This window comes from Jhaorihella thermophila (assembly GCF_900108275.1).
GTDB classification, from domain to species: domain Bacteria; phylum Pseudomonadota; class Alphaproteobacteria; order Rhodobacterales; family Rhodobacteraceae; genus Jhaorihella; species Jhaorihella thermophila.
The window spans coordinates 38,608-60,789 of record NZ_FNVD01000007.1; the positions used below are offsets into that span (position 1 = coordinate 38,608).

Annotated in this window: 19 protein-coding genes and 2 tRNA genes; 8 read left to right on the plus strand and 13 right to left on the minus strand. The window is 65.0% G+C overall.

All coding sequences use genetic code 11. The features are described from left to right. Nucleotides 1-47 precede the first annotated feature (47 nt). Complete coding sequence (locus tag C4S70_RS09750; protein ID WP_104007925.1) at nt 48-725, plus strand: DNA alkylation repair protein; 678 nt, start codon at nt 48-50, stop codon at nt 723-725. A gap of 23 nt (nt 726-748) precedes the next feature. Here C4S70_RS09750 and C4S70_RS09755 read toward each other — a convergent pair whose 3' ends face one another. Genes C4S70_RS09755 through C4S70_RS18815 form a run of 3 tightly spaced genes read right to left on the minus strand, consistent with a single transcriptional unit; the run spans nt 749 to nt 2,651 of the window. After that, nucleotides 749-1,228 (minus strand): DUF2948 family protein, encoded by a 480-nt coding sequence (locus tag C4S70_RS09755; RefSeq protein ID WP_104007926.1) that lies wholly within the window; start codon nt 1,226-1,228, stop codon nt 749-751. Then, nucleotides 1,225-2,493: a UDP-N-acetylglucosamine 1-carboxyvinyltransferase gene (gene murA / locus C4S70_RS09760; RefSeq protein WP_104007927.1), complete on the minus strand. Its 1,269-nt coding sequence runs from the start codon at nt 2,491-2,493 to the stop codon at nt 1,225-1,227. Before murA ends, C4S70_RS09755 begins: the two co-directional genes overlap by 4 nt. Before the next feature lie 5 nt (nt 2,494-2,498). Continuing rightward, a complete protein-coding gene (locus C4S70_RS18815) occupies nt 2,499-2,651 on the minus strand; it encodes a hypothetical protein (RefSeq protein ID WP_200822749.1) in 153 nt (50 codons plus the stop codon). A gap of 88 nt (nt 2,652-2,739) precedes the next feature. Between C4S70_RS18815 and C4S70_RS09765 the strand changes: the two genes are divergently transcribed. The 3 genes from C4S70_RS09765 (at nt 2,740) to C4S70_RS09775 (ending at nt 7,365) form a co-directional block, all read left to right on the plus strand. Next, nucleotides 2,740-2,814 (plus strand) — tRNA-Thr (locus C4S70_RS09765). 464 nt (nt 2,815-3,278) lie between these two features. Continuing rightward, nucleotides 3,279-6,953, plus strand: a complete 3,675-nt coding sequence (locus C4S70_RS09770) for a PAS domain S-box protein (protein ID WP_235003784.1) — start codon at nt 3,279-3,281, stop codon at nt 6,951-6,953. Nucleotides 6,954-6,975: 22 nt separating this feature from the next. After that, the gene (locus C4S70_RS09775) at nt 6,976-7,365 is read left to right on the plus strand and encodes a response regulator (protein ID WP_104007929.1); all 390 of its coding nucleotides are present in this window, start codon (nt 6,976-6,978) and stop codon (nt 7,363-7,365) included. A gap of 42 nt (nt 7,366-7,407) precedes the next feature. Here the strand turns inward: C4S70_RS09775 and C4S70_RS09780 are convergent, their stop codons facing one another. Together C4S70_RS09780 and C4S70_RS09785 are read right to left on the minus strand one after the other, a co-directional pair. Next, nucleotides 7,408-7,731 carry an Hpt domain-containing protein gene (locus tag C4S70_RS09780; protein ID WP_160114864.1) on the minus strand — a complete coding sequence of 108 codons (324 nt, stop codon included), beginning with the start codon at nt 7,729-7,731 and terminating at the stop codon, nt 7,408-7,410. A 53-nt stretch (nt 7,732-7,784) separates the two neighbouring features. Next, entirely contained in the window at nt 7,785-8,813 is a 1,029-nt protein-coding gene (locus C4S70_RS09785; protein ID WP_104007931.1) for a response regulator, read from the minus strand. A 330-nt stretch (nt 8,814-9,143) separates the two neighbouring features. Here C4S70_RS09785 and C4S70_RS09790 point away from each other — a divergent pair, with 330 nt between their 5' ends. Beyond that, a complete protein-coding gene (locus tag C4S70_RS09790; RefSeq protein WP_104007932.1) occupies nt 9,144-11,183 on the plus strand; it encodes a sensor histidine kinase in 2,040 nt (679 codons plus the stop codon). Between the two features lie 261 nt (nt 11,184-11,444). On the opposite strand, the gene C4S70_RS09795 is transcribed toward C4S70_RS09790, so the two are convergent. From C4S70_RS09795 to C4S70_RS09825, 7 genes are all read right to left on the minus strand, one after another. Then, nucleotides 11,445-12,434, minus strand: a complete 990-nt coding sequence (locus C4S70_RS09795) for an ABC transporter substrate-binding protein (RefSeq protein ID WP_104007933.1) — start codon at nt 12,432-12,434, stop codon at nt 11,445-11,447. A 64-nt stretch (nt 12,435-12,498) separates the two neighbouring features. Beyond that, nucleotides 12,499-13,344 (minus strand): ABC transporter permease, encoded by an 846-nt coding sequence (locus C4S70_RS09800; RefSeq protein WP_104007934.1) that lies wholly within the window; start codon nt 13,342-13,344, stop codon nt 12,499-12,501. Continuing rightward, complete coding sequence (locus C4S70_RS09805) at nt 13,341-14,273, minus strand: ABC transporter permease (protein WP_104007935.1); 933 nt, start codon at nt 14,271-14,273, stop codon at nt 13,341-13,343. The genes C4S70_RS09800 and C4S70_RS09805 overlap by 4 nt, the downstream gene beginning before the upstream one ends. 33 nt (nt 14,274-14,306) lie before the next feature. Beyond that, nucleotides 14,307-15,095 carry an ABC transporter ATP-binding protein gene (locus tag C4S70_RS09810; RefSeq protein WP_235003785.1) on the minus strand — a complete coding sequence of 263 codons (789 nt, stop codon included), beginning with the start codon at nt 15,093-15,095 and terminating at the stop codon, nt 14,307-14,309. After that, nucleotides 15,092-15,523, minus strand: a complete 432-nt coding sequence (locus C4S70_RS09815; RefSeq protein WP_104007936.1) for a VOC family protein — start codon at nt 15,521-15,523, stop codon at nt 15,092-15,094. Before C4S70_RS09815 ends, C4S70_RS09810 begins: the two co-directional genes overlap by 4 nt. Then, on the minus strand, nt 15,520-16,971 hold the full coding sequence (gene hydA / locus C4S70_RS09820; protein WP_104007937.1) for a dihydropyrimidinase: 1,452 nt from the start codon (nt 16,969-16,971) through the stop codon (nt 15,520-15,522). Before hydA ends, C4S70_RS09815 begins: the two co-directional genes overlap by 4 nt. 103 nt (nt 16,972-17,074) lie before the next feature. Continuing rightward, complete coding sequence (locus tag C4S70_RS09825; RefSeq protein WP_104007938.1) at nt 17,075-18,325, minus strand: Zn-dependent hydrolase; 1,251 nt, start codon at nt 18,323-18,325, stop codon at nt 17,075-17,077. 176 nt (nt 18,326-18,501) lie between these two features. On the opposite strand from C4S70_RS09825, the gene C4S70_RS09830 reads away from it, so the two are divergent. The 3 genes from C4S70_RS09830 to preA all read left to right on the plus strand — a co-directional run bounded on the left by C4S70_RS09830 (nt 18,502) and on the right by preA (nt 21,996). Next, nucleotides 18,502-19,113 carry a TetR family transcriptional regulator C-terminal domain-containing protein gene (locus tag C4S70_RS09830; RefSeq protein ID WP_104007939.1) on the plus strand — a complete coding sequence of 204 codons (612 nt, stop codon included), beginning with the start codon at nt 18,502-18,504 and terminating at the stop codon, nt 19,111-19,113. A gap of 176 nt (nt 19,114-19,289) precedes the next feature. Beyond that, complete coding sequence (locus C4S70_RS09835; RefSeq protein WP_104007940.1) at nt 19,290-20,624, plus strand: NAD(P)-dependent oxidoreductase; 1,335 nt, start codon at nt 19,290-19,292, stop codon at nt 20,622-20,624. 67 nt (nt 20,625-20,691) lie between these two features. Next, entirely contained in the window at nt 20,692-21,996 is a 1,305-nt protein-coding gene (gene preA, locus C4S70_RS09840; protein ID WP_104007941.1) for an NAD-dependent dihydropyrimidine dehydrogenase subunit PreA, read from the plus strand. Nucleotides 21,997-22,091: 95 nt separating this feature from the next. Here the strand turns inward: preA and C4S70_RS09845 are convergent. Then, nucleotides 22,092-22,176, minus strand: a tRNA-Leu gene (locus tag C4S70_RS09845). Between the last annotated feature and the right edge of the window lie 6 nt (nt 22,177-22,182).

A 22,182-nucleotide genomic window follows, 5' to 3' on the forward strand; every position in this document is an offset into this window, starting at 1 on the left:
ATGCGGTAGAAGACGGGCTTCATGCAGAACAGGAGCGCGCCCGCCCCATGCCGACAGAGTATCTGGATCAGATCCGCGCCCATGCCGACCCCGACCGCGCCGAGGGACAGGCCGCCTATCACAAGGTGCCGCGCACCTATCTGGGCGTGCCGAACCCGGTGCTGAACGAGCTGGCCACGCAATGGCGGCGGTCGCTGGATCTGGCGGACCGGGTGCGCGTCGCGGACGGCCTGTGGCGCACGGACATCTTCGAGGCGCGCATTGCCGCGGCCAAGATGCTGACGCAGGCGCGCATCCGCCCCGACGGCGCGGTGTGGGATCTGCTGCAATCCTGGTTGCCGGATTTCGACAGCTGGGCCATCGCCGATCACGCCTGCGCCGCGATCCAGCGACGGCTGGCGGCCGATCCGGAGCGGTTGAACGCGGTCGAAGGCTGGACCCGTTCGGATCACATGTGGACCCGGCGCGCGGCGCTGGTGGCGACTCTGCCCTGGGCCAGGATGCCCCACCCCAAACCGCAGGACATTGCCGCGCGCGACCGCATCCTGGGGTGGGCGGCGGCCTATGTCCCCGACCGCGACTGGTTCATCCAGAAAGCAATCGCCTGGTGGGTGCGGGATCTGTCGCGCCACGACCCCGCGCGGGCACGCGCCTTTCTTCAGGCGCACGGGGCGGGACTGAAAGCCTTTGCGCGGAAAGAGGCGGCGCGGCATCTGACCCGCTAGATAGCCGCCTGCCGGGCGCGCGCCTACAGGGGATGCTGCGGTGCACGTCCCGAAGGCGCGCGATAAGGGCGCGTCACGTCCTTGAGCGTGACCTCCAGCGCCTCGACATCCAGCCGGATCGCGCCGTCACCCGCCAGCGTCAGCAGGACCACGCCCGCGCCGTCATCCTCGGGCAGAAAGGCGATATCGAGCAGCGACAGAACCAGATCCTTGTCGCGCGGATCCACGCCCTGACTGGCAACCTTCAGCACATTGTCCACCACCAGCAGCGACCGCACCCGCTCGAAATCTCGGCCCCTGCGGCGCGCGGCGTCTTCGTCTTCCCAGCGAAAGCGGTTCAGTAGCACCGCGAACCGGCGGCGTTTCGGCTGCCATGAGATTTCGGTGACCGGAAACACCGAGTCCTGGACCAGCGCGGCGATGACCTTCAGATCATCTTCATCCAGTGCGCCAAGATAAAGCGGCGCTTCACGGCCTTCTTCGAATGTCGCGTCGCGTGTCATTGTCCCTTGATCCGTTCGATCCTGGCGCCGACGCCTTCCAGCTTGCGCACCACATGCTCATAACCCCGGTCGAGGTGATAGACCCGGTTCACCAGCGTTTCGCCTTCGGCTGCCAGTCCGGCAAGGATCAGCGAAACGCTGGCGCGCAGGTCGGTGGCCATGACGGGCGCGCCCTTCAGCCGCTCAACCCCGGTCACGGTGGCGGTGCCGCCGTGGACGTCGATCCTGGCGCCCATCCGCATCAGCTCCGGGGCGTGCATGAAGCGGTTCTCGAAGATCCGCTCCTCCAGCACGCTGACCCCGTCGGCGGTGCACAGCAGCGCCATCATCTGCGCCTGCAGATCGGTGGGAAAGCCGGGAAAGGGTTCGGTGACCACGTCCACCGCCTTGACCCGGTCGCCGCGGCGCTTGACCTTCAGCCCGGCCTCGGTCTCGGTCACGTCGATCCCGGCGGCGTCGAGCTTTTCGACGAAGGCACGGACCAGGTCGATGCGCCCGCCCAGCAGTTCCACCTCGCCGCCGCAGATCGCGGGGGCCAGCATGTAGGTGCCCAGCTCGATCCGGTCGGTCACCACCGGATGCGTTGCCCCGTGCAGACGGTCCACCCCTTCGATGGTGATGGTCGAGGTTCCCGCCCCGTCGATGCGCGCGCCCATCTTGACCAGGCATTCGGCCAGATCGACGATCTCGGGTTCGCGCGCGGCGTTCTTCAGCACGGTCGTGCCGCGCGCCAGCGTCGCCGCCATCAGCGCGTTTTCCGTCGCGCCGACCGAAACGAAGGGGAATTCCACCTGCCCGCCCTTCAGCCCGCCCAACGCGCGCGCATGCACATAGCCGTCGCGCAACTCCATCTCCGCGCCCATCGCCTCGAGCGCCTTGAGGTGCAGATCCACCGGCCGCGCGCCGATCGCGCAGCCGCCGGGCAGCGACACCACCGCCTGCCCGTGGCGGGCCAGCATCGGCCCCAGCACCAGGATCGAGGCGCGCATCTTTCGCACGATGTCGTAATGCGCGGTCAGGTTCTTGAGGTCGTGGCCGGACATGGCCAGCACCTTGCCGTCCTGAAGGCTTTGCACCTCCGCGCCCAGCGATTCCAGCAGCGCCGTCATGGTGCGGATGTCCGACAGGCGCGGCGCGTTGGTCAGCGTCAGCGGTTCGTCGCTGAGAATCGCCGCCGGCATCAGCGTGAGGCAGGCATTCTTGGCCCCCGCGATCGGGATCTGCCCGTTCAGAGGGCCGTTGCCCGTCACCAGAATCGAATCCATTCGCCCTAATCCTCGCTCTTGCCTGTCTTGCCCGCGGCACCACGCGCACGCGCCTGCGCCTTGCGCCGGGCGAGATTCGCCTTGAGCGCGGCCTTCAGCCGTTCGTCGCGGCTCTGGCCGGTTTTCGCGTTATTTCGCGGAGATTTTTTCTCTGCCATGCCCCTGTGTATCCCAAGGCGAAAAAAGGGTCCAGATTGCCCTTGCATGCCCCGGCGTTTGCGTCTAATGACGCGCCCACAGAACGGGGCTGCCGTAGCTCAGGGGTAGAGCACTCCCTTGGTAAGGGAGAGGTCGAGAGTTCAAATCTCTCCGGCAGCACCATGAAACCAAGCCCGAAATCAATGACTTGACCGCAGCCGACCGCCCGTCGGCCGGGCGCGCGGTATCGCCCTCTTGCGGGCGTCCCATCTCTCGAAGGCGACGGCCGCGCATCGCTGGAACGCCCTTGCGGATGCGCGGGCGGACCCGCCGCCGCCAAACCGGCTTTGGCAGGCCGGACCGGCTGCCCCATTCGGGTAGCGAAACGGTCGGCTTGCCGCCCAATTCATGCCAAATTCGTATTCTAGAAAGGATCACGCGCGAAAGAGAACCTCCGAAGAGAGCGGATTCGCGTGGGCCGGTGCAGGCGCCAGGCTGAATGAGGGGCAGGTTCGATGTGGACAGCACTGAAGACGCATTTTTCGATGCTTCCCGTTGGGCGGCAGACCGTCCGCGCCCGGCGCGGCGTGTTCTCTCCGAACCAGAGGCCGGCCCGAAAGGCACCGGCGCGACGATCCGGCACGGCTGTGATCGCCGCGACCCTCTCTCTGATCATGCTGATGGCCGGGGCAGCGGCCGTGCGGGCACAGACGCTTGCCGCGCCGCAGCCGGCGGAAATCACCATCGGGGTTCGTGCGCATCTGGGCCGGGAACAGGCGATCGCGCGCTGGCAGCCCACTGTGAAATATCTGAACGCGAATTTCCCGGACAAGACTTTCCGCCTGCGCACCTATGACAGCCCGGAGGCCATCGAACAGGCCGCTGCAGAGGGTGAATTCGACTATGTGATCACCGATCCCGGCTCCTTTGCCGTCATGGACGTAAAATACGGCGTCGAAGAACGCCTGACCCTTGTCAACGCCTGGCAGGGCCGCCCGGTGACCCGGTTCGGATCGGTCATCTTCACCCGTGCCGACAGAACGGACATTCGGGGCATCGATGATCTTTCCGGGCAGGATCTCATGGCGGTGTCGCCCCGCGCCTTTGGCGGATGGTTGGTCGCCGTGCCCAGCCTGCAGCGAGCCGGCCGGAACCCAGACGATTTCCACGGCGGCATCTCGTTTGCGGGTGGGAACCAGCAGACCGTCGTGCGCGCCGTCCTGTCGGGCCGCGTTGACGCGGGCGTGGTGCGCACCGGCACGCTGGAACGCATGGCCCACCAGGGGCTGATCGATCTGAACGAGGTTCATGTGATCGGCGCGCGAACCGTTCCCGGTTTTCCCTTTGCCCTGTCCACCGAACTCTATCCCGAGTGGGCCTTTGCCGAGAGCCCGAAGGCGCCGGATTCGCTCCGGGCGCCGCTGCTGGCGGCGCTGACCGCGATCACGCCCGATCACCCGGCGGCGATCGCGGGCAGCTATATGGGCTGGCAGAACGTCGCCGATTACTGGCCGGTGCATGAATTGCTGAAGGAACTCAAGGCCCCGCCCTATTCCTTGCCTGAAGAGGCCCGGCTCGGCGACGTGCTTCGGCGGAACAGCCGCTGGATCGCCCTTGTCGCCCTTGGAATTCTGGCGGGATATGGCTTGCTATTGTTTCTTCTTCGGAAACGATCCATCGCCGTGGATGAACAGACCGAGCTTGCGCGGCTCGCGGATTCCGAACGCCTTGTCTACCGGGAGGCCCTGGACCGGCATGCGATCGTGTCGCTGAGCGACGCAAACGGCATCATCACCGATGTCAATCAACGCTTCGTCGAGGTCAGCGGTTTTACCCGCGAAGAGATCGTCGGCCAGTCCCATTCGATCCTGCGCACCGAGCTTGTCCCGCCCGAAACCTACGAAGAGATGTGGGCCACGCTTCGCCGCGGCGAAATCTGGAGCGGAGAGCTTGCCAACCGCCGCAAGGATGGCGGCGTCTGGTGGGTCCAGACCACGGTCGCCCCGCGATTCGACGCCAAGGGCAGGATCCGGGGCTTTGTCTCGGTTCGCACCGACGTCACGGCGCTGAAGGCCGCGCAGGCTGAAATGAACCTGCGGCAATATCTGGAATGCACACCGGGCGAGGTGTTCATATTCGCGGCGGACAGCTACCGGATAACCTTTGCAAACGGCACCGCGCAAAAGGTTGCGGGAATGTCCGATGCGGATCTGACGGGACGGACGCTGTTCGATTTCATGTCCGACGAAGATGCCGCCCGCCTGCGCCGGCTGTTGCAGATGCTGGCCAAAGAGAACGGCGCGCCGATTTCGTTCGCATGTGAGCGGATCATGCCCGACGGGCGCCGGATCGAGACGAGCTATCACATCCAATATCTGGCCCCGCACGGCATCGCACCGCGTTTCGTGGCGAATCTGCACGACATCACCGACGAAACCGATGTCAGGAACCTGGTGACCGAGCTGTCCAACACGCTGGATACGGTCAGCGACCAGATCTTCATGTTCTGGCCGGACACCAAACGGTTCTTCTATGCCAACCGGGCCGCGAAACTGCATTTCGGCCTGGCCGACGAGGATATTCGCCAGTTGACCCCCAGCGATCTGGTGGTCGGGCTCAGCCCCGAAGAATGCGACGCGGTGCTGAAACCGATCCTCGAAGGCGACAGCAAGCAGAAGATCTTTCGCCGCGAGATCGACCTGCCGGACGGCTCTGTCCGCGTGATGGAATACGACATCCGCTATGTCCAGCCCAAGGGACGCAAGCCGCGCTTTATCGCGATACTGCGCGACCGCACCGAGCAGGCACAGGCCGAGGCGGAGCTGAGACAACTGAGGGTCTCTCTCGACCTGATCGAGGACGAGATCTACATGTTCTGGCCCGGCAGCTATGCCTTTACCTACATGAGCCGGAACGCGCTGGAACGCGTCGGCTGGGGCGCGGACGGCTGGCGCGGCCGCCACACCTGGGACTACATTACCGACAAGCAGCAGAAATGGCTCGAAGAAAAATGCGCGGCGCTGATCCGGGGGCCGGAAAGGTCGATGGTCTTTGAAACCCGGGACCGCGATGGCCGCAACCTCGAGGTCTATCTGCACCTGATCAAGCCCGAAAACGATCGGCCGCGTTTCCTGTCGATCTATCGTGACATCACCGAAAAGAAGCAGGCCGAAACCGCCAAGTCGCAGTTCCTGGCAACGGTCAGCCACGAGTTGCGCACGCCGCTGACCTCGATCAAGGGCTCTCTGGGACTGATCAAGGCCGGCATCGACAAGATGGATCCCGACCGCCTGACCCGGATGCTGGACATTGCCTACATGAACGCCGACCGGCTGCATGCGCTGATCAACGACATCCTCGACTGGGAAAAGATCGAGGCCGGCGAAATGACCTATGCGCTCGACGATCTGGACCTTGGTTCCGCGCTGCGCGAAGCAGTCGAGATGAATCAGGGCTATGCCCGCCAGCACGGCGTGACCTTCCGGCTTGCGGCGCCGCGTTCGCAGGTGATCTGCAGGGCGGACAAGCTGCGCATTCAGCAGGTCGTTTCGAATCTTCTGTCCAATGCCGCCAAGTTCTCGGGGGCGGACAAGACGGTCGAAGTCACCCTGACCTGCGAGGGCGCCGAAGCCGAGGTGGCGGTGCGCGACCACGGCGACGGCATCCCCGAAGAGGCCCGCCCGACCATCTTCAACCGGTTCACGCAGGCGGATTCGTCGGATGTGCGCCGCAAGGGCGGCACCGGGCTGGGGCTCAGCATCTCCAAGGCCATCGTCGAGGCGCATGGCGGAACGATCGGATTCGACTGCCCCGGCGACGGCGGCACCCGGTTTTACTTCCGCCTGCCGCTCAAACAGCCCGAGCAGCGGCCTGAAACGCCCAAGGACCGCGACAACGGCCCCTGCGTTCTGATCTGCGAACGCGATGCAGAGCGGGCGATGGAAATCTGGTTCGCGCTGGAGCGGGCCGGCCTGAAATGCAGCGTCGCGCGCTCTCTGGCGCAATTGGACGAGCAGGCGGACACGGACGCCATCGATTGCCTGGTGCTGAACCGCGACCTCGGCCCGGCGGCGCAAAGCTGGATTGCCGAGGCGGTGCAGTATCAGCGGGTGCGCGGCGACCGCGTCGTCTTTTATTCGGACGGTGAAACCGTTGACGATCTGACCCGGAAGGTCGTTGGGGCAACAAGTCTACGTAGTGAAGGGCTCCGCCCGGCCCGGCGCGTCGAAGGCGCGCACGCAGCCGGAACCGCCAGTGCCCGAAAGATGCCGAAGACGGACGGGGCCGCGCCGACAAACCCCGCCGAAACCGCACGAAACTGAATGAAGAAAGAGGAATAATCCCATGAAGCCACTGACAAAGATCCTCCATGTCGAGGATGACAAGGACATCCTCGAAATCGCCGGCCTCACGCTGGAGCAACTGCACGGCTTTCAGGTGGCCTCGTGCCTGACATGGACCGAGGCGATCGAAAAATGCGCGGCATTCCAGCCCGATCTGTTCCTCCTTGACGTGATGATGCCCAAGAAGACCGGTCCCGAACTGCTCAAGGATCTCAGAAAGATCGACGGCTTCGCGCACACGCCGGCCATCTTCATGACAGCCAAGGTGCAGAATGCCGAGATTCAGTCCTTCCTTGATGCTGGCGCGATCGCGGTGATCACCAAGCCGTTCGATCCGATGACCCTGGGCGATCAGATCCGCGCGATCTGGGCCGAAGCGGAAGCCGCCTGACCGCGGGCCGGCAGGGCATGTCCGCCCTGCCCCGCCGCGGCCTCATCCGATGTCGCCCAAGGCTTCATCGATCCGGCCGATCAGCTGCGTGGCAACCGCAAGCATGGGGTCCACATGCGCCTGCGCCTCGAGGCAGACGTTTGCGCGCTGCTCGCACAAGGCGGCCGTTTCCCCCAGCGACTGAAAGCCCAATGTGGCGGCCGTGCCGGAAATCTTGTGCGCGCGAAACCTGATCTGTTCGATCGCCGCCACCGGGTCAGGTCCCTGCCGCGCATCTTGCACGAGGTTGGACAACTGCGCTCTGTGATCGTGCAGGTGATCGGCATAACGGCGGCGAATCCCTTTCAGGGCGTCCTGAATACTCATCCGCACTCCTCCTCCGAGCATGAGTGGCTACTCTGAGAGTTTATCGACCGGCATCACCAGGCGATGGCGGTCGCGTCGGGTCTTTCTTCTTGCGTTTGCGCGCGCACCGCGCCCCCCAGCGGCTTTTTCGTGGCCAGCCGCGGGCGGTGCATGGCCTTGAGTTCGGCATCATCGATGGCGACCTGAATCATCGCCGCGACCGAACGGCCCTTGAAAAGCCCCGGATAGCTGGGCGAACCGACCGCAATGTCGATCGGGATCGGCGTTCCGTCGTCGAACATCGGGGATATCTCACTCAGCGCGGCGGGCAGGCTGGTCCTGAGTTCCTCTTGCACCGCCTCGGCCACGCGGCGGTCGACCGAAATCAGGAAAATTCCGTTGCCAAAGCAGCACATCAGGAACGGCCAGCGCCGCAGGCTGTCAGCCAGGGCGTCGGACATGTCCTCGAGAAAGAATCGGAAGCTCCGTCCCGAGCAGCCCTGATAGATGCCGGCGATATTGGCCACCTTCACCGCGATCACGGCGGACATGAACTGTTGCACCCGCCCCAGTTGCAGCAAGTAGTTCTCGAACGCCAGAGGTTCGATCATGCCGTCGACATCAGCCACGGTCACCGGTTCGGAAAGCGGCGGGCGTTGTTGTTCGGTCCCGTCCTGCTTTTTCAGCGACATCAGCGCGAGATTGCTCTCGGCGGCGCGGCGGCGCTCTTCGACGATCTGCTCGGCGGTGCGGATCCGCGCCTCGAACTCGACCATGTCAAACGGCTTGGTGATGTAGTCCGACGCGCCGGCCGCGAATGAGCGGTCGATATAGGACTTTTCGGACATCGCCGTCAGCATGAGGATCGGCGAGCGCGCATATTGCGGCATCGCACGGATGCGACCGCACAGTTCGACCCCGTCCATTCCGGGCATCTGGATATCCAGCAGGAAGCAATCGAACTGCTCGTCCGCCCCGGCGAGCATCGACAGCGCTTCTTCCGCCGATTCCGCGACCGAAACCTGCCTGTGCGCATCAGTGGACAGGACTTCCTTGAGGATCTCGAGGATGATCGGATCGTCATCGACCGCAAGAATTCTCATTGCTCGCCCGCTTTCAGCTTATGGCTGTTTTCTGTTCTGTTTCCAGTTTAGCAACAATTTTGACGAAATTATGGCGAACCCCGAGCGCGGCGGGAGGCAGCGGCCCCTGATGATGCAAGCCTGCAAGACCTTCGACCGTGTTGTCACGTCCGGTGTTGTCAGGGTCTCGGGGCATGCTAGTCTTTGCAAAAAAGGCGACCGATAGTTGCACCGACACGAGCAGCCACCCCCGCACCATGCTCCGAGCCAAGCCCGGAGGTCGGCCCCGTTTACGCCGCCGCGGGCTTTGGGAACTTCGGTGATGGCGTGGGGCCGAAACGGGAGCAGGACATGACGGACCGGCAATCCCGCACGCCCCGCCAGCCAGCGACGGGCAGGCCCGATCCGAGGCGCGCGGTCTGGAACGCGGTTTATGTCTGCCTCGTCCTATTGATCGTCGGAGGGGCCATCTTCATAGGGCTGCGGGCGCAGGCTTTTCGACTGGAGGAAGCCCGCGCCAACGCCAGAACCGAGGCGCAGCGGGTTACCTCACATCTGGTTGCGCAGCTGGCGTCGGTCATGAACGAACACGCGCTGACGGTGCGCGCCGTGGCGGCAGTGGTCCGCCGCGAACCCGATATCTCGCAGAAGGCATTCGAAGAGGTCGCCGGCGACATCACCGGCAGCAGGCGGGACGGCATTCTCAATATCGCCCTGCTGAAAGGATCGGTGATCACGCGCGTCTACCCCTATGAGCGCAACGCCAGGGCGGTCGGCGCCGATGTCACCTATGTCCATGCGCAACTTCCGGGGCTGAACCTGACGCGCCGAAACCGGACCGTGACGCAGTCGGGCCCCTACAAACTGGTTCAGGGCGGCAAGGGATTGATCTACCGCGCACCGGTCCTGATCCGGGATCCCGAAACCGGACGCCAGCGCTACTGGGGCAGCACCGCAGTGGTCGCCAGTCTTGACGAGATCATGACCTCGGAGGAGATCGCCGCGATCACGCACGGCTACCACATTGCGCTGCGAAAGCTCGATCAGGCGGGCCAACCGAAGGCGGTGGCCCATGGCGATCCGGCTGTTTTTCAAGAGAACCCCGAAGCGGTCGCCCTGCGTCTGCCCTTTGCCACCTGGGAAATCGCCGCCGTTCCCGTAGGAGGATGGCCGGCCCGGTCATCCCACGAATCGCGCATCTGGGCGCTGACTTCGGTTCTGACCGGGATGCTGCTGCTGCTGATCTACGTGTTCCAGCGCATTTCGCGGCAACGGGAAGAGGCCCAACGCCACCTGATCAAGGCGATCAACTCGCTGAACGATGCCTTCGTGATGTTCGATGCCAACAACCGGCTGGTCCAGTGCAACAGGCGATACAGGGAACTTTACAACCTGCCGGACGGAGCGGTGCGGGCGGGCACGCCCCGACAGGACGTCATCCGCGCCATTCTCGAGCGAAATTCCATCGCGGACGCGGAGGGGAAAGAAGCACAATGGCTGGCTCGGCGGTTGCGCGAGACGCGACTGCCGTTCTCGGAAACCCTGCGCCATCTCTCGGACGGACGGCGGCTGCGGGTGACCGACGTGCGCATGCCGGACGGGTTTTCGGTCGGGCTGCATACGGATATCACCGATCTCGAAAACGCGCGCCTGCGCGCCGAAGAGGCCAGCCAGGCCAAATCGGCGTTCCTGAGCACGGTCAGCCACGAGTTGAGAACGCCTCTGACCTCGATCAAGGGCGGGCTGGGGCTGGTGCTGAGCGGCAAGCTGGGCACGCCCGACGCTCGGCTGCGCCGCCTTGTCCAGATCGCCTATGAAAATTGCGACCGCCTGACGCGGCTGGTGAACGACATCCTCGACATGCAGAAGATCGAGAGCGGCCGGATCGAATACAGCCCCGAACCGCTGGAGCTGATGAAGATGGTCGAGCGGGCGATCGAAGCGAACCGCCCCTACGCGCAGCGGTTCGGTGTGCGTTATGTCCTGGAGGCCACACCGGCAGCCGGCGCGATGATCGAAGCGGACCGGGGGCGGTTTCTGCAGATCATGGACAACCTTCTGTCCAACGCGGCCAAGTTTTCCAACCCCGGTGAGACGGTGGAGGTCACGGTCGATTGCGACGACGAAGAATGCCGCATCGGCGTGCGTGATCACGGCCGGGGAATTTCGCCGGAGCAACAGGAGAAGCTGTTCGTGGCGTTCTCGCAGGTCGATGCCTCGGACCAGCGGGAAAGAGAGGGCAGCGGGTTGGGGCTGGCGATTGCCAAGCGGCTGGTCAAGGACATGGGCGGCCGGATCGGGCTGACCAGCGCGCTGGGCGAAGGCAGCGAGTTCCATGTGATTTTTCCGCTCTACCGGCAGCCCCAGGCCAAAGGGGCGACCGCGGCCTAAGCGCGCGGCCGAGCGAAGCGCCATGGGCGCGCGCCCGGCTGCAGCGGGCCCGGCTTCAGACCGCCTGGCTTCAGGCCGCCTGGCGGCGGTTTCGGATCGGCCTTCGCCGATCCGACCGGCCGGGGGCTCTGCCCCCGGACCCCCGGAGTATTTGCAGCAAGATGAAGAGAACGGTTTCGGCCCGATCCGGAGGCGCCGGCGCGAACATGCCGGCGGCCCCGCTTCGGGGGACGCCGCGTTTCGCGAAGAGGGATCGGAATTCTATTTAAGAGCCTTGTCGGTGATCGCGTGGGTCCAGGCGCCTTGCGGCTCTTTCGTGATCACCGGATCCGAGCCGCCGGCCAGCAGGATCCTGACCGTGCGCTCGTAATCGGCCGGGTCAAGCGTGCCGTCCGATCCGGAGGTCAGCTTGGCGATCTCGCCCATCATCCGCTTCTGGTGCTTTTCGGTCTGCGCGCCGGTCTGGTCGTTGTCCAGAACGATCATCGCGGCCTCGTCGGGGTTTTCCTCGGCCCATTTCCAGCCCTTCATCGAGGCGCGGACAAACCGCACCATCTTGTCCACGAAGGCGGGATCCTCGAGGTTTTCCTCGAGCACGTAAAGCCCGTCCTCCAGCGTGGCCACGCCGTAGTCTTCGTACTTGAAGGTGATGAGGTCATCCGGCGACACGCCCGCGTCGATCACCTGCCAGTATTCGTTGTAGGTCATGGTCGAGATGCAGTCGGCCTGGCGCTGCAGCAACGGGTCAACGTTGAAGCCCTGCTTCAGCACTTCGACGCCGTTTTCGGACTTGCCGTCGGTCGAGATGCCAAGTTGGCTCATCCAGCTGAGGAAGGGATATTCGTTGCCGAAGAACCAGACCCCCAGCGTGTGGTTGGCCAGATCCTCGGGCTTGGAGATGCCGGTATCCTTCCAGCAGGTCAGCATCATGCCCGATCGTTTGAAGGGCTGGGCGATGTTGACCAGCGCCAGACCGCGTTCGCGCGCGGCAAGGGCTGCCGGCATCCAGTCCACGATCACGTCGGCACCGCCGCCGGCGATCACCTGTTCGGGCGCGATGTCGGGCCCGCCGGGCAGGATCGTGACGTCCAGCCCCTCTTCTTCGTAGAAGCCCTTGTCGGCGGCGACGTAATAGCCTGCGAACTGGGCCTGGGTCACCCATTTCAGCTGCAGCTTGACCGGATCGGCGGCCCAGGCCGGCAGGGCGGCCATGGACAGCGCCATCGCGGCGGCGGTCAGGATTTTCTTCATCTTTACCTCTCCTTGTTGAACATTATTGCTCGGCCCCAAGGGTCGTGATTGTTGTTCGTGTCCGTCACCCCCGTTGCGAGGGATGCCAGAAGGTCACCAGCCGCTCCGCCCAGGCGACCAGCCCGTAGAACACGGTGCCGGCCAAGGCGGCGACGGCGATTTCGGCCCAAACGAGGTCGATGGACAGGCTGCCCACCCCGGTAGAGATGCGGAAACCCATGCCATAGATCGGCGAGCCGAAATATTCCGCCACGATCGCCCCGATCAGCGCCAGCGTGGTGGCGATCTTGAGCCCGTTGAACACGAAGGGCATGGCCGCCGGCAGGCGCAGCTTGACGAGCGTCTGGAGATAGCCCGCCGCATAGGTGCGCATCAGGTCGCGCTGCATCGGATCGGTTTCGCGCAGACCCTGCACCGTGTTCACCAGCATCGGAAAGAACACCATCACCACCACCACCGCGGCCTTGGAGTGCCAGTCGAAGCCGAACCAGCTGACCAGGATCGGCGCTATGCCGACTATGGGCAGGGCGGCCACGAAATTGCCGATCGGCAACAGCCCGCGCGTCAGGAAGGACGACCGGTCGATGGCGATGGCGGTCAGAAAGGCCGCGATGCAGCCGATCAAGTAACCCGACAGCGCCCCCTTCAGCACCGTCTGTCTGAAGTCCAGCCACAGCGTGTCGGTCGAGACGACGAAGGTCTGCGCCACGCGCGACGGCGCGGGCAGGATCACCGGCGACACGTCCAGCCCGCGCACGATGCCTTCCCACAACACCAGCAGCGTAACGCCGAACAGGACCGGCACGAAGATGCGCACCGGGCGCGTCGCGTGCCAACGCGACCGGGCCAGCGCGGCATTCAGCGCCCAGGCGCCCAGCCAGAAGACAAGAGCGAAAACCAGCGCGTTCATTGCCGGAACCCCATGCGTTTCAGCGTGATCTTCTGAAGCAGATCAAGCAGCGTGACCAGAACGCCGGCCAGGATCGCCGCCGCCACCAGAGCCGCCCAGATCGCCAGTGGCGTGCCGAACTGGTCGCCGATCAGAATCCGCGCGCCAAGGCCCGAGATCGCGCCCGTGGGCAGCTCGCCCACAATGGTGCCGACCAGCGCCGCCGCGATCCCCACCTTCAGCGAGGTAAAGAGATAGGGCAGCGAAGCCGGAACCCGCAGCTTGAGAAATCCCTGCAAGGCCGAGGCGTTGTAGGTCTTGAGCAGGTCGATCTGCGACACGGTGGGCGCCCGCAGCCCCTTGACCATGCCCACCAACACCGGGAAATAGCACAAGTAAGCCGAGATGATCGCCTTGGGGATTGCCCGCCCCTCGATCCCGATCTGCGCCGAGACCACGATGATCATGGGCGCGAGCGCGACGATGGGCACGGTCTGGCTGATGATCGCCCAGGGCATGAGGCTCATGTCCATCACCCGCCAGTGCACGATCGCCACCGCGCCCAGGATGCCGACCGCGGTGCCCAGCAGGAACCCCCACAGCGTGGCCTGCAACGTCACCCAGCCGTGATAGATAAGCGACCGTTTCGACATGGCGCGACCCCGCAGGGCCATGCCGACGGTGCTCTTCCACAGCTCCTCGCCCACCTGAACCGGGGTCGGCAAGCGCGGCCGGTCCAGGCTGTAACCGGCGGCGATATGGTCGGGATTGTCGATCATCAGCCGCCAGACCGAAACCTCCTGACGGGCCTTGGGCGTCTCTGGCGCCACCACCGCGCCGGCGCGTTCGGCCTGATCCAGCGCGCCGCGGATGTTCATCGGCGCCACCGCGAGATACCACAGCGCGGCAATCGCGCCGAGCACCACGAGAACGGGCCAGGTGTTTCTCATGGTCGGCCCTCCCCGTCGCTTTTCACATAGGCGTCAATCGTCATAGGCATGTCCCGCGCGCAGACCTTCGCGCACCCGGTGCGCGATTTCCAGAAATTCCGGCGTGTCCCGGATGTCCAGCGGCCGCTCCTTCGGCAGCGGGCTTTCGATCACGTCGGTAATCCGCCCGGGCCGTGGGCTCATCACCACGATCTTGGTGGAGAGATACACCGCCTCGGGGATCGAATGGGTGACGAAACATATCGTCTTGCCGGTCCGCTCCCACAGCGCGAGCAACTGTTCGTTCAGGTGGTCGCGAACGATCTCGTCCAGCGCGCCGAAGGGTTCGTCCATCAGCAGGATGTCGGCGTCAAAGGCCAGAGCGCGGGCGATGCTGGCGCGCTGCTGCATGCCCCCCGACAGCTGCCAGGGGTATTTCTCGCCGAACCCGTCCAGATCGACGAGCTTGAGCACGCGCTCCACCCGCTCGTCCTGTTCGGCGCGGGAAAAGCCCATGATCTCCAGCGGCAGCTTGATGTTGCGCGCGATCGTGCGCCACGGAAAAAGCCCCGCCGCCTGAAACACATAGCCATAGGCGCGCTGCCGCCGGGCCTCGTCCGGGGTCATGCCGTTCACGGTGACGGTGCCGCCAGTGGGGTGCTCCAACGCGGCGATCACCCGCAGAAATGTCGTCTTGCCACAGCCCGAAGGGCCGATGAAGCTCACGAAGTCGCCCTTTTCGATGTCCAGCGCGACATCCTTGAGCGCCTGCACCGGCCCGTCATTGGTCTGGAATACCAGATCCAGATTCCGGGCGCTGATGACCGGGTTCGTTTCCGTCAATTCGACTGCTCCCACAATTTCGGTTCGGCGAATTCCACACTGTTGCCCGAGGGATCGCGCACATAGACCGACCGCGCCCCGTTGGGCCAATGGAAATCCGCCTCGATCTCCACCCCTGCCTCTGTCAGCCGCCGCACCCAGCCGTCAAGCGCCTCGGCGCCGGCGGCGAAACAGATATGCCCCGGCCCGTCGGCCCCGTGCGTGGGCACCGGCAGGGCGCCCTCGCCCGGTGGTTTCCGGGTCTGGTCGGCCCGAAACAGCAGCACGATGGTCGATCCGCAGCGATAGAACACATGGCGCGGATCCTGCCGGATCACCTGTTCCAGCCCCAGCACGCCGCCGTAGAAGGCCGCCGCCGCGTCGAGATCATCGACATAGAGCGCGGCCTCCAGCACGCCGTCGAGGGCCGGTCGCGGCGCGTTGCTCATACCCCGGTCGCCGGGATCCCGCTGCGCTCCACCGGCCGCGGCGCGGTCAGTTCCTTCCAGGTGGACAGCGCCCGGTTCACCGGCGCGTTGGCCTCGCGTGCGACGAACTTCCCGTGGCCTTCCTGCGTGCGGATCTCGCCGTCATGCACCGCCACATGGCCGCGCGTCAGGGTGAACCGCGGCAGGCCCTTCACATGGTGCCCCTCGAACACGTTGTAGTCGATCGCCGACTGCTGGGTCGCGGCCGCAATGGTCTTTTCCTTCTCGGGATCCCAGACCACGATATCGGCATCCGCCCCGACCATGATCGCACCTTTCTTCGGATAGCAGTTCAGGATCTTGGCGATGTTGGTCGAGGTCACGGCCACGAATTCGTTCATCGTCAGCCGCCCGGTATTCACCCCATGCGTCCACAGCATCGGCATCCGGTCCTCAAGCCCCCCGGTGCCGTTGGGGATCTTCGAGAAATCGCCCACGCCCATCCGCTTCTGCTCGGTGGTAAAGGCGCAATGGTCCGTGGCCACCACGCTCAGCGACCCCGACATCAGCCCGGCCCACAGGCTGTCCTGATGCTTCTTGTCGCGGAACGGCGGGCTCATGACCCGCCGCGCGGCATGATCCCAGTCGGGGTTGAAATACTCGCTCTCGTCCAGCGTGAGATGCTGGATCAACGGCTCGCCCCAGACCCGCTTGCCCTGCATCCGCGCCCGCCGGATCGCCTCGTGCGCCTCCTCGCAGGACACATGCACCACGTAAAGCGGCACGCCGGCCATGTCGGCGATCATGATGGCGCGGTTGGTCGCCTCGCCCTCCACCTGAGAGGGGCGCGAATAGGCATGCGCCTCCGGCCCCGTGTTGCCCTCGGCCAAGAGCTTCGCGGTCAGCTCTGCCACGACGTCGCCGTTCTCGGCATGCACGAGCGCGATCCCGCCCAGCTCGGCCAGCCGGCTGAACGAAGCGAACAGTTCGTCATCGTTCACCATCAGCGCGCCCTTGTAGGCCAGGAAATGCTTGAACGTGGTGATGCCGCGCTTCACCACTTCGGGCATGTCGTTGAACACCTGTTCGCCCCACCAGGTCACCGCCATGTGGAAGGAATAGTCGCAATTGGCGCGGGTGGACTTGTTGTCCCAGCGCTTGAGCGCATCCAGCAGGCTCTCGCCCGGATTGGGCAGCGCGAAATCCACCACCATCGTGGTCCCCCCGGCCAGAGCCGCGCGGGTTCCGCTCTCGAAATCGTCCGACGAATAGGTGCCCATGAAGGGCATCTCCAGATGCGTATGCGGATCGATCCCGCCGGGCATCACGTAACAGCCGGTCGCATCCAGCTCCGTCCCGCCCTTCAGATCGGGGCCGATCTCGGTGATCACCCCGTTATCCACCCGCACATCCGCCTTGTAGGTCAGATCGGCGGTGACGACGGTGCCGTTCCTGATGACTGTGCTCATGTCTGATCTCCCTGTCGGACCTTCGCGGCCCTGTCTTCTTCCTCTTGCTTCAAATATCCCGGGGGAGTCCGCGCGCCGCCGCGCGGACGGGGGGCAGAGCCCCCTATTCCACGACCTCCGCCGTCTCGACGACCGCGTGGAAAAGCACGTCCGCCCCGGCACGGGCCCATTCCGGGCTGATCTCCTCGGCCTCGTTGTGGCTCAGCCCATCGACACAGGGGCACATCACCATCGCGGTCGGCGCCACCCGGTTGATCCAGCACGCGTCGTGCCCGGCGCCCGAGATGATGTCCATGTGGCTGTAGCCCAGCCGCTCGGCCGCCGAGCGGACCCGCCCCACCAGCGTCTCGTCAAAGGCCGGCGGGTCGAAATGCCCGACATCCTCCCATTCGAAGCTGCAGCCGAGATCTGCGCAGATCTTCGGCGCCTTTTCCAGCAACTCGGCGACCATACCCTCCAGTGTCTCCAACTGATGACTGCGGAAATCCACCGTGAATACGGCCTTTTCGGGGATGATGTTGCGGCTGTTGGGATAGATGTCGATATGCCCGATCGCGCCCACCGCCGCGGGCTGATGCTTCATCGCGATCTCATGCACCAGTTCCGTGATCTGCGCCAATCCACGCCCCGCATTGCGCCGCATGTACATGGGGGTCGATCCCGTATGCTGCCCCTTGCCGGTCACTGTGCACTGGATCCAGCGCAGCCCCTGCCCGTGGGTCACCACGCCGATTTCCTTGCCCTCGGCCTCGAGGATCGGGCCCTGTTCGATGTGATACTCGAAAAAGGCGTGCATCTTGCGCGCGCCCACCTTTTCGTCACCCTTCCAGCCGATCCGCTCAAGCTCGTCGATGAACCGCTTCCCCTCGGCATCGGTACGATTGTAAGCGTAATCCTGATCGATCACCCCGGCAAACACCCCCGAGGCCAGCATCGCCGGGGCGAAACGGGTGCCTTCCTCGTTGGTCCAGTTCACCACCACGATCGGGTGCCGGGTCTTGATGCCCAGATCGTTCAGCGTGCGCACGATCTCCAGCCCGCTCAGCACGCCCAGCACGCCGTCATACTTGCCGCCGGTGGGCTGGGTGTCCAGGTGACTGCCCACATAGACCGGCAGGGCGTCGGGATCCGTGCCCTCGCGGCGGAAGAACATGTTGCCCATCTCGTCCACGCCCATGGTCATCCCGGCCTCTTCGCACCACTTTTGAAACAGGGCACGGCCTTCGGCGTCCTCGTCGGTCAGGGTCTGGCGGTTGTTGCCACCCGCCACGCCGGGGCCGATCTTTGCCATCTCCATCAGACTGTCCCACAGCCTGTCGCCATTGATCCTGAGATTCGCAGCCGGTGCGCTCATCGCCGAACTCTCCCTGTGTCGTTCCGATCCGTGTCGGTTCGCTCTTGTCTGATTTGACCATCTGGTCAAAGCTACGCTATCACGGGCTCGCGGTCAGTCAAGAAAATGCGTCTGCCATTCGGGCGCCGGTCGGTGTAGATGCGCAAAACACAGGCAGAGCAGGAACGGATCCGAGGATGACCAAGACACGCCGACCGACCCGAATCCAGGCCCGGAACCGGGCAGCGATTCTGGATGCCGCGCTCGAGGTGTTCTCGGCCCACGGCTTTCGCGGCGCCACCGTCGATCAGATCGCGGCGGCGGCGGGGCTGTCCAAGCCGAACCTGCTCTATTACTACCCTTCCAAGGAGGCGATCCACGAGGCGCTGCTGTCACGGCTTCTGGACACCTGGCTGGATCCGCTGCGGGCCATGGATCCCGCGGGCGAGCCGCTGGAAGAGATCCTCGCCTATGTCCGCCGCAAGCTCGAGATGAGCCGCGACTATCCCCGCGAAAGCCGACTCTTTGCCAACGAGATCGTCCAGGGCGCGCCGCGAATCCTCGGCTTCCTGACCTCGGACCTCAAGGCGCTGGTGGATGAAAAGGCCGCGCTTCTCGAATCGTGGATGGATGAGGGCCGAATCGCACGGGTGCATCCCTATCACCTGATCTTTTCGATCTGGTCCCTGACCCAGCACTATGCCGATTTCGACGTGCAGGTGCGCGCGATTCTGGACGGCGACGATCCCTTTGAGACGGCGCCTGCCTTTCTCGACAACCTCTACCGGCGCCTGCTGACGTCCGCCTGAGCGCGACCGCCCGTTTTCCGCCGATTCTTTAGGCCATCCGCCAAAAACACGCCGGATCCGCGCGCGTCCTGCGCGGAACTGACATGCCATCTGTCGCCACCAAAAATTTACCAATTGATAAAATTTCTGGATGTGGCACTCTGGATGCAACGACAAGACCAGACAGGGAGACTGACATGCCTGACGGAGTCCACGCCCCCGGCATAACCACGGGACGGCTGCCGAAAGAGCAGATCGAGGCGAATTTCGGCGATCTGCACCCGCCGCTTTCGCCGCACGAGGCCGCGGTGGCGGCGGATCGCTGCTATTTCTGCCACGACGCGCCCTGCGTCGCGGCCTGCCCGACCGAAATCGACATCCCGTTGTTCATCCGCCAGATTCAGGCGGGCAATCCGAAGGGCGCGGCGCGCACGATCCTGAGCCAGAACATCCTGGGCGGCATGTGCGCGCGGGTCTGCCCGACAGAGACGCTGTGCGAAGCCGATTGCGTGCGCAACACCGCCGAAGAACGCCCCGTCGAGATCGGCCGCCTCCAGCGATTCGCCACCGATACGCTGATGGCGGGCAACGAACACCCCTTCACCCGCGCGGCGCCGACGGGCCGGCGCGTGGCGGTGGTCGGCGCGGGGCCGGCGGGGCTGGCCTGCGCGCACCGGCTGGCGATGCACGGCCACGACGTGACGATCTTTGAGGCGCGGGACAAACCCGGCGGGCTGAACGAATTCGGCATCGCCGCCTACAAGACCGTGGACGGATTTGCCGCACGCGAGGTGGACTGGCTGCTGCAGATCGGCGGAATCACGGTGCGGACCGGCCAGAGGCTGGGCGACGGGCTGACGCTGGAGGCGCTGCTCGGGTCGCATGATGCGGTGTTCCTGGGCGTCGGCCTGGGCGGGGTTCACGCGCTGGGCATCCCCGGCGAGGATCTGCCGGGCGTGCGCGACGCGGTGGACTTCATTGCCGATCTGCGACAGGCGCGCGACCTTTCCGCCCTGCCGGTGGGACGCGACGTGGTGGTGATCGGCGGCGGCATGACGGCGGTGGACGCGGCGGTGCAGTCAAAGCTGCTGGGGGCGGAAAACGTCACCATCGCCTATCGCCGCGGGCGCGAGGAGATGCCGGCCAGCCGCTATGAGCAGGATCTGGCGGCGTCAAAGGGCGTTCGGCTGATGTTCAATGTCCGCCCGACCCGCATCCTGGGCGACGGCGCCGTGCAGGGGGTTGAACTGGAATACACCGACACCTCGGGCGGTCGCGTCGAGGGCACGGGCGAGCACGTCACGCTGGTCGCCGATCAGGTGCTGAAGGCGATCGGCCAGACGCTGGACGGCGCGCCCGAGGGCGTCGAGGTCACCGGCGGCAAGATCGCCGTCACCGGCGCGGGCCGGACCTCGCGCGATCGTGTCTGGGCCGGCGGCGACTGCGTGGCGGGCGGCGAGGATCTGACCGTGACCGCCGTGACGCAGGGGCGCGATGCGGCCGAGGACATCCATGCCAGCCTGACCGCCTGAGGCGGGCGGCGCGCATGGGTATTTGTGACCAGAAAGAAGCAGCAATCGCTGACAGGGAGGCCGGTTCATGGCTGATTTGACGACAGAGTTTCTGGGGATACGCTCCCCCAACCCGTTCTGGCTGGCTTCGGCGCCGCCGACGGACAAGGAATACAACGTTCGCCGCGCCTTCGAGGCCGGTTGGGGCGGCGTCGTATGGAAGACGCTGGGCGAGGAAGGCCCGCCGGTGGTGAACGTAAACGGGCCGCGCTATGGCGTGATCCACGGCCCCGACCGGCGGGTGCTGGGGTTGAACAACATCGAGCTCATCACCGACCGGCCGCTGGAGATGAATCTGGAGGAGATCGCGCGGGTGAAGGCGGACTATCCGGACCGCGCGGTGATCGTGTCGCTGATGGTGCCCTGCGAAGAGCAGGCGTGGAAAAGGATCCTCCCGCGGGTGGCCGAAACCGGTGCCGACGGCATCGAGCTGAATTTCGGCTGCCCGCACGGGATGAGCGAACGCGGGATGGGCTCGGCCGTGGGCCAGGTGCCGGAATACATCGAAATGGTGACCCGCTGGTGCAAGGAGAATTACGACAGGCCGGTGATCGTGAAGCTGACGCCCAACATCACCGACATCCGCTATCCGGCGCGGGCGGCGAAGAATGGCGGCGCGGATGCGGTATCGCTCATCAACACGGTGAGTTCGATCACCTCGGTCAATCTCGACACGTTCAGCCCCGAGCCGTCGATCGACGGCAAGGGCAGCCACGGGGGCTATTGCGGGCCGGCGGTCAAGCCGATCGCTCTGAACATGGTGGCCGAGATCGCCCGCGATCCCGAAACCGCCGGGTTGCCGATCAGCGGCATCGGCGGCGTGACAACTTGGCGCGACGCTGCCGAGTTCATGGCGCTGGGGGCGGGCACGGTGCAGGTCTGCACCGCGGCGATGACCTATGGCTTCAAGGTGGTGCAGGAAATGGTCTCGGGCCTTTCGGACTGGATGGACGCAAAGGGCTATGCGTCGGTGTCCGATTTCGTCGGCCGTGCCGTGCCGAACGTGACCGACTGGCAGTATCTGAACCTGAACTACGTCGCCAAGGCGCGGATCGATCAGGACAAGTGCATCAAGTGCGGCCGCTGCTATGCGGCTTGCGAGGACACCAGCCACCAGGCGATTCTGATGAAGGAAGACCGGGTGTTCGAGGTGGACGATTCCGAGTGCGTGGCCTGCAACCTGTGCGTGGATGTCTGCCCGGTCGAGGGGTGCATCGACATGGTGCGCCTGCAACCCGGCGAGGTGGACCCACGCACCGGCCGCGTGGTCGAGGCCGAATACGGCAACTGGACCACGCACCCCAACAACCCGATGGCCCGGGCGGCGGAATAGGCCGTTCAACCGGCGCCCTGCCCTCGTATCCTCGGGTCGGCGGGGCGCCGAAATGGATCCCGGGCGCCCGGTCGGGATTTGTCCCGTTCGTCAGGTGGTGCGGGCGGAGGGACTTGAACCCCCACGCCTTGCGGCGCTTGGACCTAAACCAAGTGCGTCTACCAATTTCGCCACGCCCGCGTCACC

What these genes read in the sequence shown, in the direction of transcription:
- C4S70_RS09830 (WP_104007939.1), top strand. Translation starts at nt 18,502, where the DNA reads ATGACCAAGACACGCCGACCGACCCGAATCCAGGCCCGGAACCGGGCA.
- C4S70_RS09785 (WP_104007931.1), bottom strand. Translation starts at nt 8,813, where the DNA reads ATGAGAATTCTTGCGGTCGATGACGATCCGATCATCCTCGAGATCCTC.
- murA (WP_104007927.1), bottom strand. Translation starts at nt 2,493, where the DNA reads ATGGATTCGATTCTGGTGACGGGCAACGGCCCTCTGAACGGGCAGATC.
- C4S70_RS09815 (WP_104007936.1), bottom strand. Translation starts at nt 15,523, where the DNA reads ATGAGCAACGCGCCGCGACCGGCCCTCGACGGCGTGCTGGAGGCCGCG.
- C4S70_RS09795 (WP_104007933.1), bottom strand. Translation starts at nt 12,434, where the DNA reads ATGAAGAAAATCCTGACCGCCGCCGCGATGGCGCTGTCCATGGCCGCC.
- C4S70_RS09755 (WP_104007926.1), bottom strand. Translation starts at nt 1,228, where the DNA reads ATGACACGCGACGCGACATTCGAAGAAGGCCGTGAAGCGCCGCTTTAT.
- C4S70_RS09825 (WP_104007938.1), bottom strand. Translation starts at nt 18,325, where the DNA reads ATGAGCGCACCGGCTGCGAATCTCAGGATCAATGGCGACAGGCTGTGG.
- C4S70_RS09780 (WP_160114864.1), bottom strand. Translation starts at nt 7,731, where the DNA reads ATGAGTATTCAGGACGCCCTGAAAGGGATTCGCCGCCGTTATGCCGAT.
- C4S70_RS09775 (WP_104007929.1), top strand. Translation starts at nt 6,976, where the DNA reads ATGAAGCCACTGACAAAGATCCTCCATGTCGAGGATGACAAGGACATC.
- C4S70_RS09800 (WP_104007934.1), bottom strand. Translation starts at nt 13,344, where the DNA reads ATGAACGCGCTGGTTTTCGCTCTTGTCTTCTGGCTGGGCGCCTGGGCG.
- preA (WP_104007941.1), top strand. Translation starts at nt 20,692, where the DNA reads ATGGCTGATTTGACGACAGAGTTTCTGGGGATACGCTCCCCCAACCCG.
- C4S70_RS18815 (WP_200822749.1), bottom strand. Translation starts at nt 2,651, where the DNA reads ATGGCAGAGAAAAAATCTCCGCGAAATAACGCGAAAACCGGCCAGAGC.
- C4S70_RS09790 (WP_104007932.1), top strand. Translation starts at nt 9,144, where the DNA reads ATGACGGACCGGCAATCCCGCACGCCCCGCCAGCCAGCGACGGGCAGG.
- C4S70_RS09835 (WP_104007940.1), top strand. Translation starts at nt 19,290, where the DNA reads ATGCCTGACGGAGTCCACGCCCCCGGCATAACCACGGGACGGCTGCCG.
- hydA (WP_104007937.1), bottom strand. Translation starts at nt 16,971, where the DNA reads ATGAGCACAGTCATCAGGAACGGCACCGTCGTCACCGCCGATCTGACC.
- C4S70_RS09805 (WP_104007935.1), bottom strand. Translation starts at nt 14,273, where the DNA reads ATGAGAAACACCTGGCCCGTTCTCGTGGTGCTCGGCGCGATTGCCGCG.
- C4S70_RS09750 (WP_104007925.1), top strand. Translation starts at nt 48, where the DNA reads ATGCCGACAGAGTATCTGGATCAGATCCGCGCCCATGCCGACCCCGAC.